Annotated in this window: 15 protein-coding genes and 1 pseudogene; 5 read left to right on the forward strand and 11 right to left on the reverse strand. The window is 64.6% G+C overall.

Features of this window, described 5'->3' with window-relative positions; genetic code table 11:
- Window positions 1-64: 64 nt before the first annotated feature.
- The 8 genes and pseudogenes from P3R38_RS21095 to ycaC all read right to left on the reverse strand — a co-directional run bounded on the left by P3R38_RS21095 (window position 65) and on the right by ycaC (window position 8,243).
- Window positions 65-1,084, reverse strand: a complete 1,020-nt coding sequence (locus P3R38_RS21095; protein ID WP_023382363.1) for a DUF2955 domain-containing protein — start codon at window positions 1,082-1,084, stop codon at window positions 65-67.
- A complete protein-coding gene (locus tag P3R38_RS21100; RefSeq protein WP_027907463.1) occupies window positions 1,074-2,174 on the reverse strand; it encodes an HlyD family secretion protein in 1,101 nt (366 codons plus the stop codon). Before P3R38_RS21100 ends, P3R38_RS21095 begins: the two co-directional genes overlap by 11 nt.
- Window positions 2,171-3,685 (reverse strand): efflux transporter outer membrane subunit, encoded by a 1,515-nt coding sequence (locus P3R38_RS21105; protein WP_027907464.1) that lies wholly within the window; start codon window positions 3,683-3,685, stop codon window positions 2,171-2,173. Before P3R38_RS21105 ends, P3R38_RS21100 begins: the two co-directional genes overlap by 4 nt.
- A gap of 12 nt (window positions 3,686-3,697) precedes the next feature.
- The gene (locus P3R38_RS21110) at window positions 3,698-4,795 is read right to left on the reverse strand and encodes an AI-2E family transporter (protein WP_023382366.1); all 1,098 of its coding nucleotides are present in this window, start codon (window positions 4,793-4,795) and stop codon (window positions 3,698-3,700) included.
- Between the two features lie 82 nt (window positions 4,796-4,877).
- A complete protein-coding gene (locus P3R38_RS25135; RefSeq protein ID WP_347176216.1) occupies window positions 4,878-5,360 on the reverse strand; it encodes an NAD-binding protein in 483 nt (160 codons plus the stop codon).
- Window positions 5,361-5,420: 60 nt separating this feature from the next.
- A pseudogene (locus P3R38_RS21115) lies at window positions 5,421-6,599 on the reverse strand (monovalent cation:proton antiporter-2 (CPA2) family protein); the annotation flags it as partial.
- Window positions 6,600-6,698: 99 nt separating this feature from the next.
- Window positions 6,699-7,517 (reverse strand): polyphosphate kinase 2, encoded by an 819-nt coding sequence (gene ppk2 / locus P3R38_RS21120; RefSeq protein WP_023382368.1) that lies wholly within the window; start codon window positions 7,515-7,517, stop codon window positions 6,699-6,701.
- Between the two features lie 105 nt (window positions 7,518-7,622).
- Complete coding sequence (gene ycaC / locus P3R38_RS21125) at window positions 7,623-8,243, reverse strand: isochorismate family cysteine hydrolase YcaC (protein WP_023382369.1); 621 nt, start codon at window positions 8,241-8,243, stop codon at window positions 7,623-7,625.
- 242 nt (window positions 8,244-8,485) lie between these two features.
- Here ycaC and P3R38_RS21130 point away from each other — a divergent pair, with 242 nt between their 5' ends.
- From P3R38_RS21130 to P3R38_RS21140, 3 genes are all read left to right on the forward strand, one after another.
- A complete protein-coding gene (locus P3R38_RS21130) occupies window positions 8,486-8,875 on the forward strand; it encodes a nuclear transport factor 2 family protein (protein WP_277686574.1) in 390 nt (129 codons plus the stop codon).
- A gap of 96 nt (window positions 8,876-8,971) precedes the next feature.
- Window positions 8,972-10,471 carry a cytosine permease gene (locus P3R38_RS21135; RefSeq protein WP_277686575.1) on the forward strand — a complete coding sequence of 500 codons (1,500 nt, stop codon included), beginning with the start codon at window positions 8,972-8,974 and terminating at the stop codon, window positions 10,469-10,471.
- A 13-nt stretch (window positions 10,472-10,484) separates the two neighbouring features.
- Window positions 10,485-11,915 carry an aldehyde dehydrogenase family protein gene (locus tag P3R38_RS21140; protein ID WP_023382372.1) on the forward strand — a complete coding sequence of 477 codons (1,431 nt, stop codon included), beginning with the start codon at window positions 10,485-10,487 and terminating at the stop codon, window positions 11,913-11,915.
- 469 nt (window positions 11,916-12,384) lie between these two features.
- Here P3R38_RS21140 and P3R38_RS21145 read toward each other — a convergent pair whose 3' ends face one another.
- The 3 genes from P3R38_RS21145 to P3R38_RS21155 are packed head-to-tail and all read right to left on the reverse strand — an operon-like array spanning window position 12,385 to window position 16,564.
- Window positions 12,385-14,787, reverse strand: coding sequence for a DUF3772 domain-containing protein (locus P3R38_RS21145; protein ID WP_277686576.1), 2,403 nt, complete (start codon window positions 14,785-14,787; stop codon window positions 12,385-12,387).
- Window positions 14,788-14,843: 56 nt separating this feature from the next.
- Window positions 14,844-15,902, reverse strand: coding sequence for a bifunctional DNA-binding transcriptional regulator/O6-methylguanine-DNA methyltransferase Ada (ada, locus tag P3R38_RS21150; RefSeq protein ID WP_023382374.1), 1,059 nt, complete (start codon window positions 15,900-15,902; stop codon window positions 14,844-14,846).
- A 35-nt stretch (window positions 15,903-15,937) separates the two neighbouring features.
- A complete protein-coding gene (locus P3R38_RS21155) occupies window positions 15,938-16,564 on the reverse strand; it encodes a DNA-3-methyladenine glycosylase (protein WP_277686577.1) in 627 nt (208 codons plus the stop codon).
- A 173-nt stretch (window positions 16,565-16,737) separates the two neighbouring features.
- Between P3R38_RS21155 and P3R38_RS21160 the strand changes: the two genes are divergently transcribed.
- The gene (locus P3R38_RS21160; protein ID WP_023382376.1) at window positions 16,738-17,253 is read left to right on the forward strand and encodes a sigma-70 family RNA polymerase sigma factor; all 516 of its coding nucleotides are present in this window, start codon (window positions 16,738-16,740) and stop codon (window positions 17,251-17,253) included.
- Window positions 17,240-18,196, forward strand: coding sequence for a DUF4880 domain-containing protein (locus tag P3R38_RS21165; RefSeq protein ID WP_277686578.1), 957 nt, complete (start codon window positions 17,240-17,242; stop codon window positions 18,194-18,196). The genes P3R38_RS21160 and P3R38_RS21165 overlap by 14 nt, the downstream gene beginning before the upstream one ends.
- Window positions 18,197-18,272: the final 76 nt, after the last annotated feature.

Here is an 18,272-nt window from a genome sequence, read left to right on the forward strand (position 1 = left end):
AGGCTGTTTTCAACGCAGCATCACCGAGTATCAAAGCTTTTCATACAAAGCCTGGCGGATGACATCACGGCGTGACGACCTGCCTGGCACGACGCCTGTCGATCCAGATCAGCATCGCGCTGGCATACAACGACACCGCGACGAACAGTGCCATGCGCACGGCAAACGCACGGTACACATCCTGCCCGGCTGCACTGTCCTGCACCGATTGCCCCAGAAGGATCAGGAACGTCGTCAGGCAACTGATCCAAAAAGCCGGCGTCTGCTGCGTCATCACTGCCTGGTAGAGCCTGCGCGCCTGCCAAAGACAGAACAGCAGCCCCCACAAGAAGAACATCCACAGGTGCACGAACAGGCCAAGCGCACCCCACAGCAGGATCGCCAGCGCCCCGGCCAGCAGGGTCGAACCGATCAATTCGCGGCTGGCATGCCGCGCGTGGGTCTCGCCGGCCTGTTGCCCCAAGCTCACCGATTTCATGATCAGCGGCATGAACGTGTCCGGTGCGATCAATGCCAACAGAAACGCTGGCATCACGATCAGGGTGGCACGCAAGGCCACCCACCCAACCTCATTGTCATTCAGCCGTGCCGGGGGGGATGGGACGGGAGCATCGGCAGGTTCGGGGAACAACAGATGCGCCAGGGCACAGCCCAGGGTTGCCAGGAGCATGCCCTTGGCCATGGCCTCGACCACCGACAGCGCCAGGGTGAAGTCACTTGTGCCCGCCGCGGCGATCATGGTCAGGCCGATGACCAGCAGGTTCGCCAGCAAGCCGTTGCCCCCCAGCAGGGCATAGCGCAGTACCAGGTATACGCCGGTGCCAACCACCAGCACCCCGCTGACCGGGGCATGGCGCAGCAACGGAATCAGCAACAGGCCACTGCCGCAACTGAGCAGCACCAGCAGTGCCAGCAACGGCGCGGCGCGCAACGGCAGAGGTTGGCTGCGCATCGCCAGCAGCAGCACGGCGAACACAGGCGCCAGAATCGGCACCGGCAGGCCAAGGCCGAAACTGACCGCCAGGCACAACGCCGTGCCCCACGCCAAGCGCAGGGCGCGCAAGCGACGCAGCTCAATAGGCATAGGACATCCAGCTCATCAGCCACATGAACACCCTGGCCAACAGGTTCAGCGGGTTGCCTTCGCGAGGCAGCGCCATGACTTCGGCCTGACCGCCTACCCGCAGGCCGGCAGCGCTTTGCAGCTGATCGCGTTCCAGCTCGACGATTACCGGAAAGCGTTGCGCCGAACGCAACCACTCACGGCTGTTCTGCACCGTCGGTAAGCTGCCCGGCGGGGTACTCTGACCAACGCTCACGCCACGGCCAATACTGCGCACACGCCCGCGCAGCACCTTGCCCGGTAGTGCATCGAGCACCACCAGTACCGGCGTACCGGACTGCAGGTAGCCAAGGTTGTTCTCGGTCATGTCGGCACTTATCCACAGGTCATGGATGGCGATCAGGGTCATCATCGGGCTGCCTGCCGCGACGTAGTGGCCCACATCGGTACGCAGGTCGGTGATCAGGCCATTGGCCTCGGCCCGTACTACGGTGCGCGCCAGGTCCAGACGGGCCTTTTGCACATTGGCCGCGGCACTGCGCAACTGGGCGTTGTCCGCTTCAGCCCCACCCTGCTGTTCACGGGCCCGCTCGACTTCCGCGCGGGCTGCGGCGACCTGGCTGATGGCCTGGTCGCGGGTCGCCTGGGCCCCTTCCAGACGCCGCACCGACACCGTGCCGGGGTCCTCGTCGATCAGCCGCTTCAACCGTTCGGCATCTTGCCGCGCCTTGCGCTCGTTGGCCTGGGCGGCCACCAGCGCGGCCTGGGCCGAGTCGATGCCAGCAGTATGGGCGCCGATCTGCCGGCGCATGGTGTCCAGGTCCGCTTCGGCCCGTGCCAACGCGATGCGGTACTGCTCGGGGTCCAGTTCGAACAGCACATCGCCCCTGCGCACTTCCTGGTTGTTGCCCACCGCCACCCGCCTGATCTGGCCTGCCACTTCGGCACTGACCGGTACCACGTAGGCCTGCAAGCGGGCCTGCTGGGTGTAAGGCGTGAAGCGGTCGGCCAGCAGGTACCAGACCAGGCTGACGACAATCAGCAGCAGCACCCAGCGCATGCCCCGGTCCGGTGCTGCTGGTGTCGGCGGTGTACCCTGGGCGTCGCTCATCTTCGCGTACCTGTTTCCTGATGTTCAGGGGCTGGCCCATCGAGCAGCGTTCCCCAGTCGGTGCGTTGTTGCATCTGCTGGCGGGTCGCCGGCGGGATCGGCTCACCAACCTGCTCCCAGCCTCCACCTAGCGCCTTGTACAGGCTCACCAGGCTGCTGACGGCGTTGCCTCGGCTGACCAGGTAGCCGTCCTGCTGCTGCAACAGCAGCTGCTGGGCATCGAGCACCCGCTGAAAATCGGCGAAGCCCTCACGGTACTGCGAGCTGGCCAAGCTCAACGAACGTTGCGCGGCCTGCGACGCCTGCTGGCGAATACCGGCGCTTTCCAGCGAGCGCACCAGGCCGCTGGCGGCATCGTCCGCCTCGCGTGCAGCGTCGCGCACATTCTGGTGATACCGCTCGATCAACTGCTGCAAACGCGCATCCTCCACCCGCACGGCGTTCTTGCGCCGGCCATAGTCGAACGGGTTCCAGATCAGGCTCGGTCCGGCTGCGAGGTCGAACGTATCGGGCACGTGATTGGCCGTGACGAAGCTCCAGCCAATGCTGCCCAGCAAGCTCAACGACGGATAAAGATCAGCCTCGGCCACGCCCACCAGGGCCGACTGCGCCGCCACCGCCTGCTCGGCGGCGCGGATATCCGGGCGGCGTTGCAGCAGGTTGGCGGGCACGTCCTGCAGAACCGCCCGATCCGGCAGAGGCAACTGGCCATGGCGCGCTTCGAGCTCCGGCAACGGACCAGGCGGCCGGCCGATCAGCGAACACAGCACATTTCGCAAGGCATTCACCTGGTTCTGGAACTCGGGAATGGTCGCCTGGGTGGCCAGGTACTGCGTGCGCGCCTGCTGCCAGTCCAGCTCGTCGTTTTCGCCATGGCGGAACAACCGCTCGGTGATTTCCAGGCTGCGGGCCTGGCGCCTGGCGTTTTCTTGGGCGATGGCCAGGCGCGCCTCGGCGGTGCGCAAGCCGAAATAGGTGTCGGCCACCTGCGCGCGCAGCAGCACCATGGCGTCGGCATAGTTGGCCTGGGAGGCGAAGTAGGCGGCATCGGCCGACTCGATGGCGCGGCTGAATCGTCCCCAGAAATCCACCTCCCAGGCAATGTCGAAACCCAGGCTGGACTGCCAGAACACCGAGTCACGAGCGGTCGGGGTGCCGGACTGGTCCTGCTTGAGGTACAGGCTTTGCGCACGTAACTGCTGCAACTGGGGATAGCGTCCGGTCTGCACAATGGCCAGTTGCGCACGTGCCTCGACGATGCGCAGGCCTGCCACCCGCAGGTTGGTATTCTGAGCGTCAGCCTCGGCAATCAGCGCATCCAGCGTCGGGTCGGCGAACACCGCCCACCACCGGCTCAGATCAGGTGTCGGTGCGGTACGCCCCGCCTGTTCCAGCAGGGGTGTGCTCCAGCCTTGCAACCACCGGTCCTGGGGCGCCGCGAAATCCGGGCCGACCTGGCTACAGCCGGTGAGCACCAGCAACAGGATCAGGCCATGGCAGCGCTTGGGCATGACAGGCCTGGCTCATGCTGCTGGCGGCACAGGTTGCTCCGGCACCTGCAACGCCACCCACTGCCAGAAAAGCACATAGGCAACGCCGAGGATGACTGGGCCTATGAACAAACCGATGATGCCCTTGACCACCATGCCGCCCAAGGCTCCGATCAACACCACCGGCATCGGCACGTCCACCCCGCGCCCCAGCAGCAGCGGTTTGAGCACGTTGTCGGCAAGCCCCGCGACGAAGGTGTAGACGGCAAAGACAATGGTCGCAGCGGTGAAACCCTCGACATTGAATACGTAGATGATCACCGGAACGGTCACCAGGGTCGCTGGCGCCTGGGCGATCCCCAGCATCAACACAACGATCGCCAACATGCCCGCCCCCGGCACGCCCTTGACCACGAAACCGACGCCAATCAGCAGCATCTGGATAAAGGCGATGCCAATCACGCCCTGGGCGACCGCCCGTATCGTCGCGGTGCACAGTTTGGCCAACGGCTTGCCGCGCTCTTCGCCGGATACCCGCATGGCGATGCGCTGTGCTGCAATCTCGCCACGCTCGCCGAAGGCCATGATCACACCCGAGATGATCACGGCACCGATGAACAACAGGAACGCCCCGCCCGCACTCGCCGCGGCGCCCAGCATGCTCAGCCCTACGCCTTTGAGATGTGGCATCAGGTTGTTCATCACCGGGGCCAGGCTTTCGGAAGCCGACTGCCAGAAGGCATACAGCCGAGGGCCGATGAGGGGCCAGCCTGCCACTGATTCCGGTGGCGCAGGCACACTCCAACCGCCCTCCTTGAGCAGCGCCACCAGGCTATGAACGGACTCGCCAATGGAAACCACCACCAGATAGATCGGGACCAACAACACCACCAGCACGAGCAAGACCACGAGCGTTGCGACATACCCGTTTTTCAGACCGATACGGCGCTTGATCCGGCTATAAAGCGGATACAAGGTGACCGCCAGGATCACCGCCCAGAGCATTAGCTCCAGAAACGGCTCGAACACCTGAAAGGCAAAGATCACCAGGGCCGCCACCAGCCCGGCCTTGATCAGCACGTCGAGCAGCCCTCGCGACAGGGCGCTGTCCAGCTTGAAACCCGACTGCATGGTTCACCTCCTGGCCGCATTCAGCGGATGAACGATCAGTGCGCCCCATGGCGCGTGTCTGTGCTGCGAAGCTTCAGGGCGCTCAGCGAGCACCTGGAAAATCACCCTTGCCGTGCTGCTGATCCAGCAGCCTGCGTGCCTCTTGCCGTTGGTATCGCTGAACCCAGGCCGACGCCTGCTCTTCGCTGTACCCCAACGCGATAAGGGCCCGGCGCGCCATCTCCAGGCTGGAATGGAAGGTCTCGCGCACTGGATCGACGCCCATGGCAAGCAGCCGCAGCGCCTCCTGGCTGTCACGCGCAGCGGCGATCACTGGAGTCTGTGGATAAAGATGCGCCAGCACATCGGCAGCCTTGAGGTTGGCCTGCGGGTCGTCGGTAGCGACGATCACCAGCTTGGCCTGGTCGACCCTGGCCGCCCGCAGGATCTCCGAGCGAGACGGGTCGCCAAAGAACACCAGTGGGCCATCCGGCTCGCTGCTGCGGCTTACTGACTCGATCGAAGTGTCCAGCGCCACCAGGCGCACGCCCTCGCCATGCAGCATGCGCACGATGGCACCGCCCATGCGCCCGAGGCCGGCCACCACTACCTGGGGTGTTTCGTCGACTTCCGGCAGGGCCGCAGCGGCTGCGGCCACCGTCGCGTCATCGCGCAACTGGCGGGCCAGGGCCATCATCACCAGCGGCACCACGGCCATCGACAGGGTGATGGCGAGCACCAGCAGGTCGTGTACCTGCTGCTCCAGCACTCGATGCTCCAACGCCAGCTTGAACACCACGAAGGCGAACTCACCGCCCGAGGCCAGCACCACCGCCAGGCACAGTGCCTGGGCCCGCTCCAGGCCGCCCGCGGTGCGTCCAAGCATGAACAGCAGCGGTAACTTGACCCCCACCAGCAACACGGTGAGCCCCAACACTTGCACCGGCATGCTCAGCAGCAGGCGCAAGTCGGCGGTCATCCCCACGCCGACGAAGAACAGCCCCAACAGCAGCCCCTTGAGTGGCTCGACCTGGGACTCTAACTCATGGCGAAACGGCGAATCGGCCATCACCACACCCGCGAGGAAAGCGCCCAAGGCCATGGAAACCCCGACATGCTCCATTACCCAGGCGGTGCCCAGCACCACCAGCAATGCCGTAGCGGTCGACAGTTCATGCAGCCCCGAGCCGACGGTCCAGCGGAATACCGGTTGCAGCAGGTAGCGACCCGTCACGATCACCAAACCAACGCCCAATGCCACCGCCAACAATGGCCAACTACCCTCCTCCGGCGGACTGATACCGGTACCAAGCAGGGGTACCACGGCGATCAGCGGAATGGCCGCGATGTCCTGGAACAACAGGATACTCACAGCCAGTCGCCCTTGCGGCTTACCCAGTTCCCGGCGCTCTGCCAGCACCTGCAAACCGAAGGCGGTGGACGACAGCGCCAGGCCCAGGCCCAGCACAATCGCCGCCGCCCTCGGCTGGCCGAACACCAGGTACGCCAGCAACCCCAGCACCACGGCGGTCAGCGCCACCTGCAGCGAGCCGACGCCGAACAGCGACCGGCGCATGGTCCACAGGCGGCGCGGCGAAAGCTCCAGGCCAATCACGAACAACAGCATCACCACGCCCATTTCGGAGAGGCGGGAAACGTTCTCGGGATGGTTGATCAAGCCCAACATGGATGGGCCGATGAGGATACCGGCCAGCAGATAGCCCGGTACCGCCCCCAGTTTCAGACGCTGCGCCAGTGGCACCAACAGCACCACGGCCAGCAAGAAGACCACTGTCGCCTGTAGCAGACTGCCGTCGTGTGGCATGGCCGCTTATCCCCTGGCTTTGTCGGAAGCGAACTCCGACTGTCGATACGGACCCTCTTGCCAACGCCGACTGCCAACTGACGGGCTGTTTCACACGTGTCAAAACCGTTCCGGCACCACCTTGAAGGGGTAGTCCACGGACTTGTACTTGCCGATCTTGCCGCGCTTGGGCAGCTTGACGATCTCTTCGCGGGTCACGTCCTTGTACTCGATGCGCGACAGCAGGTGGCTGATGATATTGAGCCGCGCGCGCCGCTTGTCATTGGAGTGCGCCATGAACCAGGGCGCCCAGGATGAGTCCGAGGCGGCGAACATTTCGTCACGGGCATGGGTGTAGTCGTCCCAACGTGAATAGGACTTCAGGTCCATCGGCGACAGCTTCCACAGTTTGCGCCCATCGTTGATGCGGTCCTGCAGCCGTCGGGTCTGCTCCTCTGCACTGACTTCAAGCCAGTACTTGATCAGAATGATCCCAGACTCGACCATCATCTTCTCGAACAGCGGCACCACGGTGAGGAACTTGTTGGCTTGCTCCTCGGTGCAGAACCCCATCACCCGCTCGACCCCGGCGCGGTTGTACCAGCTGCGGTCGAAGATCACCACCTCGCCAGCGGCAGGCAGGTGGCCCAGGTAGCGTTGCACGTACATCTGGGTCTTTTCCCGCTCGGTGGGTGCCGGTAACGCAACCACCCGAAAGACTCGTGGACTGACCCGCTCGGTGATGGCCTTGATGGTCCCGCCCTTGCCCGCGCCATCACGGCCTTCGAAAACGATGCATACCTTAAGGCCCTTGGCCACGACCCATTCCTGAAGCTTGACCAGTTCGACGTGCAGGGACTTGAGCGCTTTCTCATAGTCCTTGCCGCTGAGCTTTTCGTCGGATGACTGGGTGGCTTTCTTTTTGGCCGACTTGGACATGGCCTGCTCCCGGAGGCGAATGATGACTGAGTATGGTCGATTAATGGGGGTTTGCTGGATGGCTCGCGGGGCTCGCTGCTGCCCCGCAAGCGTCGCACCGCTGCTTTACTTGGCCAGCTTGTTGTAACTGGTCATCAGGTTGCGGTAGTCGGGGATGTGGTTGGAGAACAGCGTCCCCAGCCCTTCGATGTCGTTGCGCCAGTCGCGGTGCAACTCGCAGGCCACGCCGAACCAGGTCATCAGCTGTGCCCCGGCCGCTTCCATGCGGCGCCAGGCCGAGTCGCGGGTGAGTTCGTTGAAAGTGCCGGAGGCGTCGGTGACGACGAACACCTCGAAGCCTTCTTCCAGTGCCGACAGCGCCGGGAAGGCCACGCACACCTCGGTGACCACGCCGGCGATGATCAGTTGTTTCTTGCCGGTCGCTTTCACCGCCTTGACGAAGTCTTCGTTGTCCCAGGCGTTGATGTTGCCGGGACGGGCGATGTACGGGGCGTCGGGGAACTGCGCCTTGAGCTCGGGCACCAGCGGGCCATTGGGGCCGGTTTCGAAACTGGTGGTGAGGATGGTGGGCAGCTTGAAGTACTTGGCCAGGTCCGACAGGGCCAGCACGTTGTTCTTGAAACGGTCGGGGTCGATATCCCGTACCAGCGAGAGCAGGCCGGCCTGGTGGTCGACCAGCAGTACCGCGGCATCGTTCTTGTCCAGGCGCTTGTATTGGAACGTCATGGCGCAACTCCTTGCTTCTGTGCGTGGGTAATTCAGCGTAGGCAAGGATGCGCAGACAGGATGACCGCCAGTCGGCAAGGGCTGCGCAGCGCGCTGGTTTCGGCAATACGCCACGGATGGGCATCCTCCCCTGGTCACTTCACAAATTCCTGAACTAATTATTTCCTGCCAGCGATTTTTCCCGTCAGCGCCCCCCACCAGAATCGCTTCACCACAATCACAAAAACCGTGAGGCCACTCCCGTGGACCAGACACTCCATGTACGGCAGGCCGCTGCCGACCTCGTCGAAGCCTTCGCCAGCAACGATACCGCCCGCTACTTCGCCTGCTTCAGCGAAGACGCCACCTTCCTGTTCCATACCTTGCCGCAGCCGCTGCTTTCTCGTCGCGCCTACGAAGACCTCTGGGCGCAATGGCAAGCCGAAGGGTTCGCCGTGCTGGCGTGCCGGTCGAGCAATGTGCATGTGAGCCTGCAAGGCGATGTGGCGGTGTTCATGCACGATGTCGCCACGCATATCCGCATGGCCGATCAAGAGCACCAACTGGCCGAGCGCGAAACCATCGTGTTCCGTCGCCAGGGCGAACGCTGGCTGGCGTGCCACGAGCACTTGTCGGTCGTCACCGCCGCCTGACCTACACCTTTTACGCGGCCTTGCCGCTCTGCCATCGCACCCACAAGAGGGTCCGCGCACCGCGCCGACCTACAACAACCGCGCTGGAGCATCATCATGAGCCACTCGACCGGTATCGAGACCAATGGCGTCGAACAGATCCCCGACGATCAACGCGACGCTTCCCCACTGGACCTGTTCCGCCTGATCTTCGGCGGCGCCAACACATTCGCCACGGCGGTACTGGGCAGCTTCCCGGTGCTGTTCGGGCTGTCGTTTCAGGCCGGGGACTGGGCCATTGTGCTGGGCGTCGGTGTCGGTTCGCTGATCCTTGCGCCAATGGGCCTGTTCGGTGCACTCAACGGCACCAACAACGCAGTGTCCTCGGGCGCGCACTTCGGCGTGCATGGACGAATCGTCGGGTCGTTCCTCTCACTGCTCACGGCAGTGGCGTTCTTCTCGCTGTCGGTCTGGAGTTCGGGCGACGCCCTGGTAGGTGGTGCCAAGCGCCTGGCCGGGCTGCCGGAAACCGACCTCACCCTGGGCCTGGCCTACGGTCTGTTCGCCGTGCTGGTGCTGGTAGTGTGCATCTTCGGCTTCCGCTTCATGCTGTGGGTCAACAAGATTGCCGTGTGGGCGTCGAGCCTGCTGTTCCTGCTGGGCATCTTCGCCTTTGCCGGGCCTTTCGACGCGGACTTTGCCGGTAGCGTGAACCTCGGCCAGCCTGGCTTCTGGGCAGCGTTCGTCGGTGCAGCGATCCTGGCCATGAGCAACCCGGTGTCGTTCGGCGCCTTCCTTGGCGACTGGTCGCGCTACATCCCGCGGGAAACGCCAAAGGCACGCATCATGCTGGCGGTCATCGCCGCCCAGGTCGCAACGCTGATCCCGTTCCTGTTCGGCCTGTGCACCGCCACCCTGGTGGCCAGCCAGGCGCCCGACTACATCGCCGCCAACAACTACGTCGGCGGCCTGCTGGCGATTTCGCCTAGCTGGTTCTTCCTGCCGGTATGCCTGATCGCGGTGATCGGCGGCATGTCGACCGGCACCACCGCGCTGTACGGCACCGGCCTGGACATGTCCAGCGTGTTCCCACGCCTGCTCAGCCGCGCCGGGGCGACCCTGCTGATCGGCGTAGCCGCGATCGCCTTCATCTTCATCGGTCGCTTCACCTTCAACCTGGTGCAGAGCGTGTCGACCTTCGCCGTGCTGATCATCACCTGTACCAGCCCTTGGATGGTGATCATGATCCTTGGCCTGATCACCCGCCGTGGCTTCTACCACGCCGACGACCTGCAAGTGTTCACCCGCGGCCAGCGCGGCGGTCACTACTGGTTCCTGCACGGCTGGAACTGGCGAGGCATGGGCGCATGGATCCCGAGTGCGGCGGTGGGCCTGTGCTTCGTAAACCTGCCTGGGCAATTCGTCGGCCCGCTGGGCGACCTGGCTGGCGGCATCGACCTGAGCTTGCCGGTGACCCTCGGGCTGGCCGGAGTGCTGTACCTCATTCTGCTCAACGTGTTCCCTGAACCTGCAGGCGTGTATGGCCCCAATGGCCCTCGCTGGGTGCCCAGCAAACGCACCCCGCACCTGCCCGTAACCACTGCCGAAATGGCCTGACCGGAGTCCGACCATGACCCATTCCCACTACATCGCTGGCCGCTGGGTCGAAGGCCAGGGCAGCGATTGCATCACCGTCAACGACCCGTCGCTCGGCCAGCCGTTCGCCGAGCTGAGGGCCGCCAGCGTGGCCCAGGTCGACCAGGCGGTCGCCGCCGCCCGCCAGGCACTGACCACCTGGAAAGCCGTCAGCGCCGCCGCACGCGCGGCGTTCCTGCGCGGCTTTGCCGAGCAGCTTGGGCAACGCCGTGAAGAGCTGATCGGCTTGCAGATGCGCAATAACGGCAAGCCACGCCACGAGGCCGAAATTGACCTGGACGACGCCGTGGCCACCTTTGCCTACTACGCCGACCTCGCCGAACAGCTGCCGGCAAAGAACCGCGACGTGCCACTGGCCGCGCCCGGCTTCACCGCCCGCACGCGGCTGGAGCCGGTGGGCGTGGTGGGCCTGATCGTACCGTGGAACTTCCCATTGGTGACCAGCGCCTGGAAGCTCGCCCCAGCCCTAGCGGCCGGCTGCACCGTGGTGCTCAAGCCATCGGAAGTGACCCCGCTTATCGAACAGGCCTACGGCCAGATCGCCGACACCCTGGGCCTGCCTGCAGGGGTGCTGAACATCGTCAACGGCAAGGCTGAAACCGGCGCTGCCCTGAGCGGCCACAACGGCCTGGACAAACTGTCGTTCACCGGCAGCAACAGTGTTGGCAGCCAGGTGATGCGCAGCGCTTCGGCCCAGTGCCGGCCGGTGACGCTGGAGCTGGGTGGTAAATCGGCCATCGTGGTGTTCGATGATTGCGATGTCGACCAGGCGGTCGATTGGATCGTCGCGGGTATCACCTGGAATGCCGGGCAGATGTGCTCTGCCACCTCACGACTGCTGGTGCAGGACGGCATCGCCGATGCATTGCTGCCGCGCCTGCAGCAAGCCTTGGACAAGCTGCGGGTTGGCAATCCGCTGATTGAGGAAGTGGACATGGGGCCGCTGACTAGCCAGGCGCAATGGCTGAAAGTGGCCAGTTACTTCGCCACGGCGCGTGAAGAGGGCTTGCAGTGCCTGGCCGGTGGCAAGGCGCTGGACCGTGACGGTTGGTTCGTCAGCCCCACGCTGTATGCCGAGGTACCGAAGGACAGCCGCCTGTGGACGGAAGAAATCTTCGGGCCGGTGCTCTGTGCTCGTCGCTTCTCGACCGAAGCGCAGGCGATTGCCGAAGCCAATGACAGCCGCTTTGGCCTGGTCGCTACCGTCTGCTCCGCCGACCTTGAGCGCGCCGAGCGTGTGGCCGATGCGCTGGAGGTCGGGCACGTGTGGATCAACTCGGTGCAGGCGGTGTTCGTCGAAACGTCGTGGGGCGGGACCAAGGGCAGCGGCATCGGGCGCGAGCTCGGGCCTTGGGGGTTGTCGGGGTATCTGTCGGTCAAGCATGTGACGCGCTGCTTGGGTTAAGGGCAATACGGGGGCTAGCCAGACCAGCTTGGGTGCCTGGGAGACCGAGCGCCGCCTGCGCGGCGCATCGCGAGCAAGGCTCGCTCCTACGAGTCGCGCGCGTCTTTCACTGCCGTTACTGGCCCGAAACAAACGTAGGCGCGGGCGGCGCTCGATTTGCGCCCCCCTACAAAACCCAAGCCAGCCCCAAGAGCAGCCCCACACCTCATGCCTGTTCGTCAGCCGGACCCCACGTCGCCACTGACCGCGATCACCACGCCGCAGGCCGGCGCACCCAGAATCGACAGCGCGCCACCCGTGCGACGCATCGCGAGCAAGGCTCGCTCCTACGAGTCGCGCGCGCCCGTCACTGCCGTTACTGGCCCGAAACAAACGTAGGAGCGAGCCTTGCTCGCGATGCGCCGCGCGGGCGGCGCTCGATTTGCGCCCCCCACAAATCCCAAGCCAGCCCCAAGAGCAGCCCCACACCTCATGCCTGTTCGTCAGCCGGACGCGCCCCCTCCTGCACCAGCACCATACTCTGCGGCGAAGACAGGGAAATCCCTTCGTCACGCAAGCGGCCCAGGATGGTGAACAGCAGATCACTGCGCGTCCCCGACACCTGGCGCGGCCCCGCTACATAGCCACTGACCGCGATCACCATGCCGCTGGCCGTGAGATCCTTGAAGGTCACCGAACTGGCCGGCGCATCCAGAATCGACTCGTGCTCGCGATACGCCGCCAGCAACAACTCACGCACCCGATTGGCATCGGTCTCCAACGGCAGGGTCAGGCTGATGCCGACCACACCCAGGGCATTGCCCATGGTGACGTTACGCACGTTCTGCGAAATGAACTGCGAGTTGGGCACGATCACCGTCGAACGGTCAGACATCTGGATTTCGGTGGCGCGCACGTTGATACGGCGAATATCACCCTCGACCCCAGCCAAGCTGACCCAATCACCCACCTTGACCGGACGCTCGGTGAGTAGAATCAGGCCAGATATGAAGTTCTGCACGATCTGCTGCAAGCCGAAACCGATACCAACCGACAGGGCACTGACTACCCAGGTCAGGCTGGTCAGGTTGATGCGCAAGGTCGACATCACCAGCATGGCCAGGAACAGGAAGCCCAGGTAACCGACCAGGGTCACCAGGGACGCGCGCATGCCGGCATCCATGTCGGTCTCCGGCAGCAGGCGCTCGCTCAGCCAACGCTTGACCACGCGGATACCAAACAGGCCGCCGAAGAACATCACCAAGGCCAGCAGGATGTCTTGCGGCACGATGTTCAGGTTGCCCAGCACCTTGCCGCCCGTGCCATCCCAGTCGCCCAAGCTCAACAGCAGCTCGCCCGGGCTGGTGCCCGATGGCATCAGCGCCAGCAACAACGCCAGGAACAACAGCGCGGTGCGACCGATACCGGCCAGGATAGTGCTGGCCTGGGCCTGGTGACGCGGCGCAAGGCCCAGCGCCGAGGCCAGGGCCAGGCCGCCAGGCTGGCGTGGCGACAGCAAGGTTTCGCAGAGGTCTCCCAGGAATGTGGTCAGCAGGTAGGCGCAGGTGGCGACCACGCTGATCCACAGCAACTTGGCCGTGAGGAAATAGGCCAAGGTCAGGTAGCCGGCGAGCAGCGCCAACAGAATCAGCCCCACCCACACCACGATCACGAAGGGTATCAACCCGGCCAAGCCGGTCGGGCGCTCCAGATCATGCTTGCGCAGGGTACGACGGTAGCGCAGCAGCGCTGCCGAGAAGATCAGCGCCACCACCAGCGCGGTCAGGCCGTTGGTGGCGACGGTCAGCGCCAGACTGGAGCCGATCACGCTGTTGATGCGCTCCTGGGTCAGCATCACCATCAGCGCCAGGGCCAGCAGCTTGGGGAACCAACCCAGGGCACTGGCGACTTCGTCGTGAATCGGCGGCAAGCGCCAGGACGGGCGCTGCAGCATCAACATGGCGCGGCCCAGTCCCGAAATGAAGGCGCTGAACACGACCAGGGCGAGAATATGATTGGTCAGGCTGGCCAGGTCCGCGCCCAGCTCGGCGCTGCTCTCAAGGCCCCAACGCAGCAGCGAGACGGAGCCTGCGATGGTGCCGAGGGTGGCCAGGCTCACACTCAAGGCCAACGCACTACGCCGCAGACGCCCTTCCGGCAACCAGCGGACCATGGCATCGGCAAGCAGACGTTCGAGTACGCGACGGACCAGCGTCCAGACCAGAATCGCAGCCACCAGACTGGTGATGAACAGCCAGCGATGCTCGGCGCTGAAGGCACTGGCCACCGCATCGGCCGCTTCGCTGCGCAGGTCGCGAAGGCGCAGTACGTCCTCTTCGGTGGGGCGGATCAGCGTTTGCCAGAAAGCCGGGCTCAGTGGGCTGGCAGCGCGACTGGTGACCTGCGAGTTGAACTGGCTGCGGCGCAGGTTGACGATCTGCGTGGACAGGTCACGGGCCGACTGGGTCAGCTTGGTGGCTTGCTCCTGCTCGGCGAGCACTGCCTTGTGCTCGGCTTCGAGCTGCTTGCGCTGCTGGGCAAGGCTCTGGGGTTCATCGGGTTGCGCGGGGCCGATGACCTTGAGCTGGTCGTCGAGTTTCTGCACATCGGTGGCCCGCTGAGAGCTCAGGACATCGGCTTGACGCTGGACCTGAATGGCCGCTTGGCGCAGCTGCGACAGCAAGTCATCGTTGGCGTTGCTGGTCACGCCCTGGCGAATGAAGTCGAGCCGTTCGTTCAATTGGTCAAGGCTGGCGTCTTCAGCCAACACCGGCAATTCACCGCCCGCCAGGTTCGAAACCGGCGTAGCCGGTGCCGACCAGGCTGGGGTGGCCAGCGCCAGCATCAGGGCGATTACGCCCAGGCAATAACGGGCAAGGCTTACACGCCTCATCGAAAATTCCTCTTCACAACGCGATTTGGCGGGGGATTCTACGCTGCTCCAGGCAATCAGGAGAGTGCCGTTTCTCGCGTCAACAACTGGACCTTGCGCTCCACTCCCCAGCGGTAGCCGCTGACATCACCGTCGCGGCGCACTACCCGATGGCACGGAATGGCCACCGCAATGCGGTTGGCGGCGCAGGCCTGCGCCACGGCGCGCATTGCCTTGGGCGCGCCAATGCGCTCGGCGATGTCGGTGTAGCTGACCCGGCTGCCCGCCGGAACTTCGCGCAGGGCCTGCCAGACCCGCTCCTGGAAGGCCGTGCCCTGGACGTCCAGGGGCAATGCCAGGCCGATGGAAGGGGCTTCGACGAACCCCACCACTTCAGCGACCAGTCGTTCGAATTCGCTGTCGCCGCCGATCAGGCTGGCCTTGGGGAACTGGTCCTGGAGCTCATGCAACAGCGCTTCGGGGTCGTCACCCAGCAAAATCGCGCAAATACCCTTCTCGCTTTGCGCCACCAGAATCGCCCCCAGTGAACATTCACCCAGCGCGAAGCGAATCGTCGCGCCAGCGCCGCCAGCCTTGTAGGCCTTGGGCAGCATGCCCAGGCGCTGCCCGGCGGTTTCGTAAAAGCGGCTGTTGGAGTTGTAGCCGGCCTCGTAGATGGCCTCGGTCACCGAGCGTTGCTCATCGCCCAGTTGCTCGCGCAAGGCGCGGGCACGAAATGCGGCGGCATAGGCCTTGGGAGTAAGGCCGGTCTCGGCCTTGAACAGGCGATGCAGGTGAAAAGGGCTGACGGCCAGTTGCGCGGCAAGCTGATCGAGGTTGGCGGCACTGTCGCCAGCTTCGATCAGGCGACAGGCCCGGGCGATCAGCTGGGTGCGCCGAGCCGCTGCAGCGTCATGGTCGACGCCGCAGCGGCGACAAGGTCGGTAGCCGGCCGCTTGAGCCGCTGCGGCATCGTCGAAGAACACGACATTCTCACGCTTGGCCATGCGCGATTTGCAACCAGGGCGGCAGTACACTTGGGTGGTGCGCACGGCATAGACGAAATCGTCGGCGGCTGCGCTGTCGCGGCTTTGAACGGCTTGCCAGCGTTGGGCATCGGTGATGTAAAGGCTCATGATTTCCTCTGTCTGTTCTTGCCTGCCGCTGGCTTTCAAGCCCGCCACAGGTACCACGCAGCTACCGTCCGATAGGGGCTCCAGGCGCCGCCGAGCGAGCGCAGCTGTGCGGGCGTCGGTGCCTTGCCCCAGCCTTTGAGCCGGCGGTAACCCTCGCGCACGCCGAAGTCGTCCACCGGCAAAATATCCGAGCGCTCCAGGCAGTAGATCAGCAACATTTCAACGGTCCAGCGCCCTACCCCACGCAAGGCGACCAGACGCTCGATCAACGCATCGTCGGTCAGGCTCAATGCTTCCTGCCGGTCAGGAATCACGCCGTCCATCCTGGCCTGTGCGATGCCATGGATGGTCGCCAGTTTGCTGGCAGAAAAACCGCATGCACGCATCGCCTCCGGCGTGGTCGCCAACAGTTGGCTCGGTTCCGGAAACGCCACATCGGGAAACAACGCCAGCAACCGCGCCAGAATCGCCTCAGCGGCGCGGGCATGCAGTTGCTGGTAGGCGATGGCCCGCACCAAGGCTTCATATGGCTCGCGTTCCGGTGTGGCCTGGTGCAAGCACGGGCCGGTGGCGGCAATGTGGCGTGCCCAGTCAGGGTCGAGCGATGCCAGGTAGTCGGTGGCCTCACTAAAGGCTTCGGGTGAAAGGTCGGCCAGAATCATTGGGGGCTCCAGAGGTCCGCTGCGGGTCCAGCTTAGTTCAACCGTCGATCAGGAAAACGCCGGATCTTGCGCGGCTAATTCCGGGACTGCCATTGCCCTGCGCCCAGATCCCCGCATAGAATTGAGAACCATTAACAGTCGCACCTCTTTCACGAGACCGGGCCTTCGTCACGATGCAGATGAACGACACGCTCAAGCCTACCGAGGTCGCGCTGCTCTATCAGTCGCACCATGCCTGGCTTCGCGGTTGGTTGCGCAGCCGGGTCGGTTGCCACGAACACGCCGCCGACCTGGCTCAGGACACCTTCGTGCGCCTGCTGCGTGCGCGCCAGGTTTCACCGCTCAAAGAACCCCGCGCCTACCTCAGCAGTATCGCCCGGGGCCTGATGATCGACCAGTTCCGACGCCGGGCATTGGAACGGGCCTACCTGGAAAGCCTGGCCACCCTGCCAGAGGCGGAAATACCCAGCGAAGAGCACCGGCTGGTCATCCTCGACACCCTCGAACGCCTCGACCGCGCTCTGCAGCAGCTCAAGCCCAGGGCGCGCCAGGCCTTCCTGTTGGCCCAGCTCGATGGCCTGAGCATTGCCCAGATCGCCCTGCGCCTGGACGTATCGCGTGCCACCGTCGAACGCGACCTGGCCAAGGCCCTGGGCGTTTGCTATCGGTTACGCTATGCCGACCTCTGACAGCACCCCGAATCAAGCCCAGGTCGACCAGGCCATCGACTGGCTGGTGCGTCTGCGCTTCGACACCCCCTCCCCGCGCACCCGGCAACGGTTCCAGCAGTGGTTGGCCAGCCATCCGCACAACGCCCATGCCTGGGAACGCGTCAGCCACCTCAGCGATGAACTGGCCGGGCTCCCCAGCGAACTGAGCCGCCGTACCCTGGAGGGCAGCCAGCGCCAGCGCATCAGCCGGCGCGACCACCTCAAGCTGCTGGCCGCTCTGGCGGTCGGTAGCAGCCTGGGCTGGGCCGCGCGCGAGCCCCTGGGCTTGCCGGCGCTGTTGGCCGACACCCACACCAGCACGGGCGAACGCCGTCAACTGCTGGGTAGCGATGGCAGCCGTATCCAGCTCAACACCGCCAGCGCCATCGACCTGCGCTACAGCGACACGCAGCGCGAACTGAAGCTGGTGCATGGTGAAGTCAGCCTGGCCTGCAACGCCAACGACAACCGTCCGTTCCTCCTCGGCACGCGGATCGGCGCCTTGTCCACCCGCGACGGGCACTTGCTGCTGCGGGAGAACGACCAAGGTGTATTGCTCGCCGTGCGCAGCGGCGAAGTGACGATGTTCCCCGATTCGAGCGCACCACGCCGGGTGCAGCCCGGCGAAGTGCTTCAGGTTGCTTCGGCGGCTTGCTACGCGCCGGCCACCCTGTATGCCGATCCGTGGGGCTGGACCGATGGCGTGCTGAGCGTGCAGCAGATGCCGCTTGGCGAGTTCGTCGCCGAACTGTCGCGCTATCGCCCTGGCTTGCTGCGCTGTGCGCCTGAGGTGGCGGGCCTGAAAGTGTCCGGCACCTATCAGTTGGCGGACACCGAGCGAATCCTGCTGCTACTGGCGCGCAGCCTGCCTGTGCGCGTCGTTTACCGCACGCGTTACTGGGTCAGCATCGGCGCCGTGTGAAAAAACTCAAAAAATAATGAGGTGGAATCTCATTCTCGTCCGGCCTGAAGGAACAAAAGCCCCAACAGTGGTCTGT

It is taken from the genome of Pseudomonas sp. NyZ480 (genome assembly GCF_029537255.1).
In the GTDB taxonomy this organism is placed as follows: domain Bacteria; phylum Pseudomonadota; class Gammaproteobacteria; order Pseudomonadales; family Pseudomonadaceae; genus Aquipseudomonas; species Aquipseudomonas taiwanensis.

Excerpts from the sequence above, each read along its gene's own strand:
- ycaC (WP_023382369.1), bottom strand. The coding sequence starts at position 8,243 with ATGACGTTCCAATACAAGCGCCTGGACAAGAACGATGCCGCGGTACTG.
- P3R38_RS21140 (WP_023382372.1), top strand. The coding sequence starts at position 10,485 with ATGACCCATTCCCACTACATCGCTGGCCGCTGGGTCGAAGGCCAGGGC.
- P3R38_RS21160 (WP_023382376.1), top strand. The coding sequence starts at position 16,738 with ATGCAGATGAACGACACGCTCAAGCCTACCGAGGTCGCGCTGCTCTAT.
- P3R38_RS25135 (WP_347176216.1), bottom strand. The coding sequence starts at position 5,360 with ATGGGCGGTGCCATCGTGCGCATGCTGCATGGCGAGGGCGTGCGCCTG.
- P3R38_RS21155 (WP_277686577.1), bottom strand. The coding sequence starts at position 16,564 with ATGATTCTGGCCGACCTTTCACCCGAAGCCTTTAGTGAGGCCACCGAC.
- P3R38_RS21095 (WP_023382363.1), bottom strand. The coding sequence starts at position 1,084 with ATGCCTATTGAGCTGCGTCGCTTGCGCGCCCTGCGCTTGGCGTGGGGC.
- P3R38_RS21145 (WP_277686576.1), bottom strand. The coding sequence starts at position 14,787 with ATGAGGCGTGTAAGCCTTGCCCGTTATTGCCTGGGCGTAATCGCCCTG.
- ppk2 (WP_023382368.1), bottom strand. The coding sequence starts at position 7,517 with ATGTCCAAGTCGGCCAAAAAGAAAGCCACCCAGTCATCCGACGAAAAG.
- P3R38_RS21100 (WP_027907463.1), bottom strand. The coding sequence starts at position 2,174 with ATGAGCGACGCCCAGGGTACACCGCCGACACCAGCAGCACCGGACCGG.
- P3R38_RS21105 (WP_027907464.1), bottom strand. The coding sequence starts at position 3,685 with ATGCCCAAGCGCTGCCATGGCCTGATCCTGTTGCTGGTGCTCACCGGC.
- P3R38_RS21110 (WP_023382366.1), bottom strand. The coding sequence starts at position 4,795 with ATGCAGTCGGGTTTCAAGCTGGACAGCGCCCTGTCGCGAGGGCTGCTC.
- P3R38_RS21135 (WP_277686575.1), top strand. The coding sequence starts at position 8,972 with ATGAGCCACTCGACCGGTATCGAGACCAATGGCGTCGAACAGATCCCC.
- P3R38_RS21165 (WP_277686578.1), top strand. The coding sequence starts at position 17,240 with ATGCCGACCTCTGACAGCACCCCGAATCAAGCCCAGGTCGACCAGGCC.
- ada (WP_023382374.1), bottom strand. The coding sequence starts at position 15,902 with ATGAGCCTTTACATCACCGATGCCCAACGCTGGCAAGCCGTTCAAAGC.